The sequence below is a fragment of the Bacillus sp. GW823-FHT06A10 genome, from assembly GCF_058795375.1.
The window spans coordinates 1,585,147-1,596,130 of the sequence record NZ_JBXAHT010000001.1; the positions used below are offsets into that span (position 1 = coordinate 1,585,147).

5 protein-coding genes are annotated in these 10,984 nt (G+C 33.3%); all 5 read left to right on the forward strand.

Features of this window, described 5'->3' with window-relative positions; genetic code table 11:
• Window positions 1-215: 215 nt before the first annotated feature.
• Window positions 216-1,529 (forward strand): D-alanyl-D-alanine carboxypeptidase family protein, encoded by a 1,314-nt coding sequence (locus tag AC1Q8M_RS08190; RefSeq protein WP_016512832.1) that lies wholly within the window; start codon window positions 216-218, stop codon window positions 1,527-1,529.
• Between the two features lie 625 nt (window positions 1,530-2,154).
• On the forward strand, window positions 2,155-3,303 hold the full coding sequence (locus tag AC1Q8M_RS08195) for an acyltransferase family protein (protein ID WP_097822558.1): 1,149 nt from the start codon (window positions 2,155-2,157) through the stop codon (window positions 3,301-3,303).
• Window positions 3,304-3,505: 202 nt separating this feature from the next.
• The gene (locus tag AC1Q8M_RS08200) at window positions 3,506-4,096 is read left to right on the forward strand and encodes an SGNH/GDSL hydrolase family protein (RefSeq protein WP_141526215.1); all 591 of its coding nucleotides are present in this window, start codon (window positions 3,506-3,508) and stop codon (window positions 4,094-4,096) included.
• 1,063 nt (window positions 4,097-5,159) lie between these two features.
• A complete protein-coding gene (locus AC1Q8M_RS08205; RefSeq protein ID WP_000858616.1) occupies window positions 5,160-6,413 on the forward strand; it encodes an MFS transporter in 1,254 nt (417 codons plus the stop codon).
• A gap of 13 nt (window positions 6,414-6,426) precedes the next feature.
• Window positions 6,427-10,983, forward strand: coding sequence for a non-ribosomal peptide synthetase (locus tag AC1Q8M_RS08210; RefSeq protein ID WP_097997634.1), 4,557 nt, complete (start codon window positions 6,427-6,429; stop codon window positions 10,981-10,983).
• Window position 10,984 lies beyond the last annotated feature (1 nt).

Sequence of the window (10,984 nt, forward strand, 5' to 3'; positions counted from 1 at the left end):
TGAATCATTTTGAAAAATATAAGGGGATTAAAAATAAGGATATGTGTGGGAATACAAAGTATTAGCGCACCTAAAAATGTCGGATGAGATGGTCTATATGAAAGCGATTCTAACGTTTTATATGTATATACAATTTGAGAACACTTTCTATTTTTTTGCGGGATTATGTTAGAATAACGCTTTTTTTAAGTACAAAGAAATTGGAGGTAACAGAAGTGAAAGGTATGTTTTGCAATAGAGTTATTGCAATAGTAACAGTGCTTACAATATTTTGTAGCATGTTCGTTACATTTGGAAGAGCAGCAGCGGAAACAGTTTCTGCTATAGACGTTGAAGCGGGATCAGCAATTTTAATAGAAGCAAATTCCGGAAAAATTTTATATGAAAAAAATGTAGATGAATCATTGGCAATTGCTAGTATGACAAAAATGATGAGCGAATACTTAGTTCATGAAGCGGTGGATAAAGGAAAACTTAAATGGGATCAAAAAGTTAAAATCTCTGAATATGCACATAAGATTTCGCAAGATCGTTCATTATCAAACGTTCCATTAGAAAATGGTGGCTCTTATACGGTAAAAGAGTTATATGAGGCAATGGCAATTTACTCTGCAAATGGTGCAACAATTGCTTTAGTTGAACAGATTGCTGGTAAAGAAGTTAATTTTGTAAAAATGATGAACGATAAGTCGAAAGAGTTTGGAATGAAAGATTATAAATTTGTAAACTCTACAGGCTTAACAAATCAAGATTTAAAAGGATATCACCTAGAAGGGACAACTCTAGACGAGAAAAATAAAATGTCTGCAAGGGATTGTGCAATTTTAGCACAACGTCTTATTCAAGATTTCCCCCAAATATTAAATACAGCAAAAATTCCTAAAAAAACATTCCAAGAGGGTGGTAAATATCCAATTGATATGGCGAACTTTAACTGGATGTTAAAAGGTTTAATTAAGCAATATGAAGGTGTAGATGGTTTGAAAACAGGAACGACTCCAGAAGCGGGAGATTGTTTCACTGGTACAGTAGAAAGAAATGGTATGCGCCTAATTTCTGTAGTGATAAAAGCAAAATCTCATACGGCACGTTTTGATGAAACAAAGAAATTATACGATTATGGATTTGCGAATTTTGAAGTGAAGAATGTCTACGGAAAAGATTCAGTAATAAAAGGATATGAAACAGTTCGAGTGGCAAATGCAAAAGACAAAGATGTAGTAGTTCAAACGAAGCAAGCTGTTTCACTTCCAATGCCGAAGGGCAATAAAGATATTTATAAAAAAGAATTTAAAGTATTGAATAAAGAACAAGAAGCGCCTATTAAAAAAGGTGTAACAATTAGCAAAATGATTATCTCGCCTAAAGATAATACAGATCCTGGGTTCTTATCAGGTAAATCATTACAAATAGACCTTGTAACAAAATCTGATGTGGAACAAGCAAATTGGTTTACACGTTTTATACGTAAAACAGGATCTTTTTTTAGTGGTATGTGGGATAGTGCGATTGATATAGTAAAAAGCTAATTTTCTAGGATACAACTAAATATTAGTCTGAAACAAAAGGTTTCAAAGTATTATAGATTCTTAGGTGCATAGTTTGGAATGAAAGAGTGTATTACTTTTCAAATTGGGTCCTTCGGAATTTTTTGTATTTCTATCAAGCTAAAATAAATTTGTATCCATATATCCCAAAAACGCTATTCTTTTTGTAGAAATATACAGAAAGGATGGCGTTTATTATGAATCTTTCGATTTAAAGGATTCGGGTGCAAGGTTAGTTTAATAAAGTTACATGATGAAAAAACACCCACTATTCCATCAAATGACAATAAAAAATTAATATCCGGTACGTATTTCTGTAATTAGATTGTATCCCGCTATTTGCCGGGCAGTAAGACCCCCACCTCAAAATTCAGCGGAAGCAAGGAAGTTAGGTGGGGGCCCTGCTGCCCGTAAACGTCCGATTGGCGAGGGCTGATTAAAGTTTCACTTTATAAAAATTTAATAAAATCTTTTCTTTGTATTAAATATTTTGTTTTAAATTATGTATATAAAGAAATGGAGGTCAAATTAACTTTGTACTGCTTATATTAGGAATTTAAAGAAACAATATGTACAATTCTCCCACTACATTCTTATAGTGGCCTTTATGAACAGCAAAATTTACAATTTACAAGGAGAACATTTTATGAGTAAGAGAATAAAAGAATTAGATTCGATACGAGGGTTAGCAGCACTTACTGTGGTATTTGGACATTTTTGTTTAATGCTACCATCGTTGCCTAATTCTATTAAATTTTCCCCGCTTAGGTTTTTATGGGCGGGTGGGGAAGCTGTTATCGTTTTTTATGTACTAAGTGGTTTTGTGTTATCTATGGCACTTTATCATTCAAAAACAAATTATTGGGGATATTTAATTAAGAGATTTGTAAGAATCTATATTCCTTATTATTTTTGGATAATCGTTACCTTTGTTTTATTTATTTTATTTTCGTCGTATGAAGTGGTAGGACTACGGGATTGGTTCTATGATAGGTGGCAAGGGCCTATAACAAAATTAGATATTCTAAACCACTTTGTGCTTCTTAATAACTTTTTTACGGAAAATTATAATCCAGTTATTTGGTCATTGGCTCAAGAAATGCGTATATCTATTGTGTTTCCTTTGTTATTCCTACTTTTTTATAAACTGAATTGGAAGAAAACGATACTATTTGCTTTGAGCTTTTCATTAATTAGTGTTGTTCTTAATATGTTGCATATTGGGAAAGCTGAAGGGTTTTATAATGGTTATGCTGATACACTGCATTTTACATCTATGTTTATGGTTGGAATGTTACTTTTTAAGTATCAGGAAAAACTTATCTACTCATATAGGAATATGAAAAAATTTAAAAAAGGATTTCTTATTACATTAGGGGTTATTCTATATTTATATTCCATTTTAATTTATGGTTTTTCCCGTAATGATACAACTTTCTTAATAAAAGATTGGGGTGTCGTAATGGGGGTTAGTATATTTATTATAATGGCTATGAGTAACCTAAAAGTAAAAGCATTTTTAAATAAGAGTGTATTTGTATATTTAGGAGAAATTTCATACAGTATCTATTTATGTCATTTTCCAATCATGATGGTACTATTTAAACTTTTGTATACAAAGATACCTATCTTTTTCCTTCTTACTTTGTGCATTGCAATGACACTACTTTTTTCTATAGTTTCATATCATTTAATCGAAAAGAAATGTATCAACTGGGCAAAACAAAGAACAACAAATTTTTTGAAAAAAGTATAATTCCTAGATAGATTGTATTTCTTTAGTAAATATATGAATATGACCGATTCCTAAGTATACTTAGGAATCGGTCAATTTTAGATTCTAAATGTAAATATAGTAAAGTGGAATATAATTGAAATCGAAAACCACTTAGAAATAACAATTACGGTGTGAGCTATTGTATAGTATAGATATGGTTAATAATAAAGGGGGAATACATATGTGGAAGCGATTTGTAGCAATTGGCGATAGTTTTACAGAGGGGATAGGGGATGAAGTTGAGGGAATTGCATTAAAAAGCTGGGTAGATCATTTTGTTCAACTGTGTGAAAACGATATAGAATATGCCAATTTTGCAAAGCGTGGGTTAGTAACTGAAGAAATTCGCTCGCAGCAATTGGAAAAGGCGCTAACTTTTAATCCAGATTTGGTTAGTCTCATTGCAGGGGCAAACGATGTTTTAAAAGGACGTTGGAATCATGATGCATATAAGAACGATATGGAATTTATGGTAGATACATTAAGTAAAGCAGGGGCTGATATTATTATAGCAAACCTTCCGGATTTTACAGTTAGGCTTCCTTTTGCTTTTGAAAAAAAACAAGTAATAAAAGAACAATTATTAGAGGCAAATGAAGTTATACGTTCATTGAGCAGAGAGTATAAGCTTCATCATGTTGATTTTTGGAATCATCATTTAGTTAATGACAATACGCTTTGGTCTAAGGATTTAATTCATCCAAACTCAAAAGGATATGTAAAAGTTGCTGAATTAATTTTAAGTAGTTTGCCTGTACAGAAGACAAAATAATAGTTTGCAATGTAACGAATATGGTATTAATTGTATTAAGCTATGTTTTTTAGTAAATGGAAAGAACTAAACATTTAGCAAACAAAGCGTATCTACGATATATTTCTACAGTAGTGCATAAATGTAGAATCACAAAGAAAGATCACTTATGGAAATAGGTGATCTTTAAACGTTTTTATAACTAAATTAAAATATATACTGTATTACTAACAATTTCGTACTACATAAAAATTAAGTTCTCTTATAGAAAAACTGATTTTATATTATCTTAAAATATAATAACATATTCAAATCATATTTTGGGTATGTATCCTAATTGTGAATAATGTGTAATTTTTTTGAAGTATAAATATCCAATAAATAAAATAGGTAGTAGGTGCAGAAGTATTAATACTATATTATTCAATTCTGTTATGAGTACATTAGTAATTGGTAGTATTATATTTTTATTATCAATTTTAGTTATTGGAATTAATTTGCATAGAAAATATGTAGGATAAGAAAAGATAAATATACTTTATTGTATATTTATCTTTTTGTTTAGTAGGATTTATAGCCTCTTTAAACTATTATGTTAATAAAATTAAAAAACTTAATTTTTGATATCCTTATGGCTAAAGCCATCTATAAAATGGCAATATAACTAAATAATTGTTTGGTATGATTTTTGGATTTGGTTTTTTATCCGAATTTTCTGATTCAAATATTTCAACTTTATGAATATAGTAGGTGAAATATTTGTGTGATAGTATTTGAGATAGAAAAAAGCCAACTTTAAAAAGGATGTGAATTGAATGTGCAAACGACTGTAAAGGGTTATATTAAGGCAACGTTTAGCTGTTATTAGTGTAAGGGAAAGATATATTTTGTAACAGTTGATATAAAAATGAAGAAATGGGTACGCTTTATTTTATCTGACTATTTTAAAGATATAAAAAATAATAGTTTAAGTTTTGACGAAGTTAAATTTTAGGTGAGATGTCAATAATGATTAATTTGGTTTAATAAAGAGGTACCTTATACGCGAAAGCGTTTATATTAGTAACCTAAGGAGCTTGCTTTTATGAAAACTACCGATTCAAAAGGCCTATTAGGAAATAGGGTATATTTACAAGTTTTCTCTGCCTATTCATTGCTTATGCTTGGTGTTTTTATTGATATGTTAGCGATTATGACTATAGTTGGGTTTGAATGGGAAGTAGATCCTACTATGATTGGATTGATTCCTGTTGCATATGCACTTCCAGGAATTATTTTTGGCTCATGGGCAGGTGTTATTGCAGATCGTTTTAGAAAAATTCCAATTATGATGTTCTGTAATCTAATGGTTGGTCTAATAACGATTGCTCTTTTATTTGTACAAGATATCCACTGGCTCTTAGTGGCATTAATGATTCGTTCCATTTTTATTGTTTTCTATTATCCTGCACAGCAAACACTAACAAGACAGATTGTATCCCCGGATTTGCTTACTAAAGCAGTAAGTATCAACGGAATAGTAGAGCAGGGTACCAAAATAGTAGGCCCACTTATAGGGGGTATGTTGCTGAGCTGGTTTCAACCAGAGTTCTGCCTCATTATAAGAGCTATAAGTTGTTTATTAGCTACCTTAGTTCTCATACCCACAATAAAATTTAAAGAAACTATATCGAAAGAATTTGTTGAAAAGCAAAAACAAAGTACTTGGACCGCTTGGGTACAAGGGTGGGGTTATGTGTTATCTAATCGGATAATATTATCAACCATGATTTTCGTTACAATAGCCATGGCAGTATTACAATTAGTAGACTCACAATTCCCAACTTTATTTAAGAGCCTATTCCCACATGATAAAAGTAAAATGGGATATATCATTTCTATTATTGGTCTTGGCGGGATACTTGGTGCATTACTAACTCAGAAATTAAAACAATTTCAATATGGCTGGGTAGTATGTGGAGGTATGGTTTTAATGGGAATTGGTTTTGGGGGGATTGGTTTGATAACGCCCGGTACGGTCTTCGTTTTAGCCTATTTAATTAGTTTTATCGCTGGTATCGGAAGTGGGCTGATGCTTGTATCTAATCAAGTCATATTACAAATAGAATCCGATCAAGATCAAGTAGGAAGAGTATTTGGTATTCAAAGTAGTTTAACAAACGCAGTTTTAATTATTTCTCCTGCTATGAGTGGCCCATTAGTGCATTTGTTTGGAGTAACTCAACTCTATGTTTATGGAGGGATTGGGCTTGTTATTATTGGAGTAATTGGAGTTTCAATGCAGAAATATTTATGGGGTAAACATAAACACGAACCTATAAGAGCAAATAATTTTTGAAGGGAAGATTTTTATGACCAATGAGGAATGTTATCCATTAAGCCATCCGCAGCGAAGAATATGGTATACAGAAGTTATTCATTCTGATAAAGGAATATGTAATTTAAGATTTTTATTTAAACTTCATCGAAAAATGAATTATTCAAAATTAAACCAAGTTGTGAATCGCGTTATCAGTGAAAATGACGGTCTGTGCATTAGGTTAAAAGAAAATGGGCATCAGGAACCGAAACAATATTTTATTAAACATGAAGAACAAGAATTTGAGTTTTTTGATTTCAGTAATGTGGAGAATACAAATTTGCTTGAGGAATGGATTGAGCAGAAAACAAAAGAAACGTTTACATTATTTAATTCGAATTTATACTATTTCGCTTTAATAAAATTAAACGATAATGAATGTGCAGTCTTTGGAAATGTTCATCATATTATTATGGATGGTTTATCAATTCAAATATTTACTGAGCAGATTGCAAAATATTATTATGACATGCATAACGAGAATGAAGAAGGCGAAATTAAAAATTCATATGTTCAATTTCTGACCAATGAACAAACATACTTGAATAGTAGTCGCTTTCAAAAAGATCAAAAATTCTGGTTAGAGGAATTTAAAACACTGCCATCTGCGACTGGATTGAAGCCTTATAATACGTACCAAGTTAGTACCAAAGCATCACGTGAGACGTTTATATTAACGGAGCATTTGAAGAGAAAGATAGAGAAATTTTCTGAAGATTCAAAATTTAGTTTATACACCCTTTTTGTTGCTGCTTTCTCGTTGTCCATGTATCGGTGGACCTCATCGCTTAATATTGGTTTAGGAATGGCTTACGGCAACCGTATGACTAAAATGGAACGAAAATTGATTGGAATGATGGTGAGTACAGTTCCTTTAAGAATGGATATTGATCCAGAAGAAGAAGTACTTTCATTTATTAGTAGGGTGTCCAGAAAACAAAGTAAATCATTAAGACATCAGAAATATCCATTTGATTTGTTATTAAAGCGGATTAATAAAGAGAATAACAGTAATGTGAGACTTTTCGGAACTACGATTGATTATAGGGATCGTGATGAAAGTGGTGACTCACTATGGATTCCAAACCGTGAAGAAGTACAAGATTTTGCAGTGCATATTGAAAATCTAATTGATATAGACTCTTTACATGTACATATTGATTATCGTGAGGAGCTATTTTCTAAGGAAGAGATAAAACAGTTTTTTAACGTGATGTTAGCGATAATGGAAAACACTTTTGAAAACCCAAAGCAGAAGGTGGCTGAAATAGAAATCATTTCTGAGGAAGATAAAAGAAAAAGTTTAGTTGAGTTCAACAATCCTAAACTGGATGTCCCGCCTCAAGTAACTATTCATGAAATGTTCGAACGGCAAGCGATGATTTATCCAAATGCTATTGCAGTTACGTATGAAAAAGAAAAAATTACTTATAAGGAGCTTAATGAACGTGCAAACCAGTTAGCTCATTATCTGCAGAAAAAAGGAGTAGGACCTGATACTTTAGTTGGACTGTGCGTTGAACGTTCCCACGAGATGATTGTAGGTATTTTAGGGATTTTGAAGGCTGGTGGGGCTTATGTCCCACTTGATCCAACATATCCAGAGCAACGACTTCAATATATTTTAGAAGATGCTAGCATTCAGTTATTCGTAACGCAAGAAAGTTTAAAAGAATTGAACTGGTTACCAGAAAATGTTGAGTCGATTTGCCTGGATCGTGATCAAGATGAGATTGGGAAAGAAAGTAAGACTTTGCCGGTTTCTAGTGTCGGTCCCCAAAATCTGGCATATGTAATCTATACTTCGGGATCAACGGGAAATCCAAAGGGCGTTATGATAGAGCATCACAATGTCATTCGGTTATTTAAATCGACGGATTGTTGGTATCAGTTTAATGAAAAAGATACTTGGACGCTTTTTCATTCGTATGCATTTGATTTCTCAGTATGGGAAATTTGGGGAGCATTATTATATGGTGGAAAATTAGTTGTTGTTCCGTACTGGATTAGTCGATCACCTAAGGATTTTTATCAATTATTGGTGGAGGAAGAAGTCACAGTTCTAAATCAGACACCTTCCGCATTTCGACAATTAATACGAGTGTGTGAACAAGAAGATAAGAATAAAAATTTGCAGCTGCGTTATGTCATATTTGGCGGAGAAGCGTTAGAACCTACTAGCTTGTTACCGTGGTTTCAAAGGTATGGGGAGAAAAATCCACAGTTAATTAATATGTATGGAATTACAGAAACTACAGTTCATGTTACATATTATCCAATTACTCTAGATGATGTGCAGCATGCTTCAAGAAGTAATATTGGAAAGCGGATTCCCGATTTAGAAGTGTATATACTAGACGCTTATCAACAACCTGTTCCTATAGGTGTCGATGGTGAACTTTATATTGGCGGGGCAGGGCTTGCACGTGGGTATTTAAATAGACCTGAATTAACAGCAGAGCGTTTTATATCTCATCCATTTAGTAGTGATCTGAAAGCAAGATTATACCGGACAGGAGACTTAGCGAGGTATTTGCCAGATGGGAATCTAGATTATCGTGGAAGAATTGATCATCAGGTTAAAATACGTGGTTTCCGAATTGAGATTGGGGAAATTGAGTCTACTTTACATACATATGCATATGTAAAAGAGGCAGTTGTAATTGTAAGAGAAGATCAGCCGGGCGATAAAAGATTAATAGCATATGTTGTAGGAGATGGAAATGTAGATGCGTGGAGAGAGTATCTTAAAGCGAAACTACCAAGTTATATGGTTCCTTCGGGATTTGTGGCGATGGAAGCTATTCCACTTACAGCTAACGGTAAAGTTGATCGTGAGGCCTTACCTATGCCAGAGGAAAAGCAGATTAATAGTGAATGTGTTGGCCCTCGGAATAGTAACGAACAGATACTGACTACCATTTGGAAGCGAGTATTAGGTGTTAAAAAGGTGGGAATCTATGATAATTTCTTTGAAATTGGTGGCGACTCGATTCTCAGTATTCAAATCATATCTCAAGCAAGTCAAGTGGGGTTAAAACTTACTCCAAAGCAAATGTTTGAATGCCCAACTATCGCTGAGCTGGCACAAGTGGCTATAGAAACGCAGGGAGTACAAGCGGAGCAGGGAATTGTGATAGGTGATGTGCCTCTTACTCCAATTCAGTGCTGGTTCTTCGAGCAAGAACATCCACATACAGAGCATTGGAATCAATCAATGCTTTTAAGAGTAAAAGAAAGATTGAATGTGAAATTACTAGAGGGAGCGATATTAAATTTACTGAAACATCATGATGCTTTACGTTTCCGGTACGAACAGTTACCAAACGGAACGTGGAGGCAGAGAAATGAAGGGACTGATGAGCTGTCAGTACTCCATGTTGTAAAACGTAATCAAGTTAATGAAAAAGAGTGGAATAAAATAATACAAGAAGAGATGAACATTAATCAAGCTAGTTTCAATTTAGTTAATGGTCCGTTAATGAGAGTAGTGTACTTTGAAGATAACTTGACTAGAAATGATCGAATATTCTGGGTGATTCATCATTTAGTAGTAGATGGAGTGTCATGGAGGATTCTATTGGAAGATTTACAGGTGGTATATAACCAGATGAAACAAGGTCAAGAAGTTCGCTTACCTGCGAAAAGTACATCTTTTAAAGAGTGGTCTGAACGACTCCAGACATACAGTGATTCGGGTATTTCAAAAGAAGTACAAAATTATTGGAATGAACAAGTAGAAAAAGAAACGATGAAAATTCCAATGGACTATCCAATACAAGAAACAACAGAAGAATCGATTGATCAAGTGACGAGGACTTTAGGAATAGAAGAAACACAAACATTGTTACACGAAGTTCTAGTCACTCATAAGACAAGGATTGATGAGGTACTATTAACGGCATTAGGACAAGCTATCGTCGATTGTACAAATCAGCAAACCGTTTCTATTCATCTAGAAGGACACGGAAGAGAAGAGATGATTGAAGGTATTGATTCATCAAGGACAGTGGGCTGGTTCACGAGTATTTATCCCGTTCATCTCAATTTTCAAGGAACTCAAACACCTATTGAAGGGTTAAAGGCTGTCAAAGAACAATTACGTCGAATTCCAAATCGCGGAGTTGACTATGGTATTTTACGTTACTTGAATAAAGGATTACTTCCGTTTTATCAGCAAAAGCCTTCAATAAGCTTTAACTATTTGGGCCAATTTGATCAGGTGTTTTCAAGGGACTCTTTGTTTATGCAAGAGACAGGATTTACATTTTTAGATCATGCTCCAGATTCCAAACCATCTCATCTAATTGATGTTATCGGAATGGTGAAAGATGAAAAGTTACATTTTGTTTGGATGTATAGTAGAGAACAGTTTTCTAAATTGAAAATTCAATTGATAGCAGATGGTATGTTAAGGCATCTCCGTCAACTTATAAATAAACCAACAACAGAGTCTGCTTTTACGGTATCAGATTTTGCTGATGCAGAGGATCTTACGGAAGAAAGCTTGAGCAAAGTATTACTTAAATTAACAAAGAAGAGGGTGTAAA

Bases quoted from the DNA above. Each gene is read 5' to 3' on its own strand.
- AC1Q8M_RS08195 (WP_097822558.1), top strand. From the start codon at position 2,155: ATGAACAGCAAAATTTACAATTTACAAGGAGAACATTTTATGAGTAAG.
- AC1Q8M_RS08200 (WP_141526215.1), top strand. From the start codon at position 3,506: ATGTGGAAGCGATTTGTAGCAATTGGCGATAGTTTTACAGAGGGGATA.
- AC1Q8M_RS08205 (WP_000858616.1), top strand. From the start codon at position 5,160: ATGAAAACTACCGATTCAAAAGGCCTATTAGGAAATAGGGTATATTTA.
- AC1Q8M_RS08210 (WP_097997634.1), top strand. From the start codon at position 6,427: ATGACCAATGAGGAATGTTATCCATTAAGCCATCCGCAGCGAAGAATA.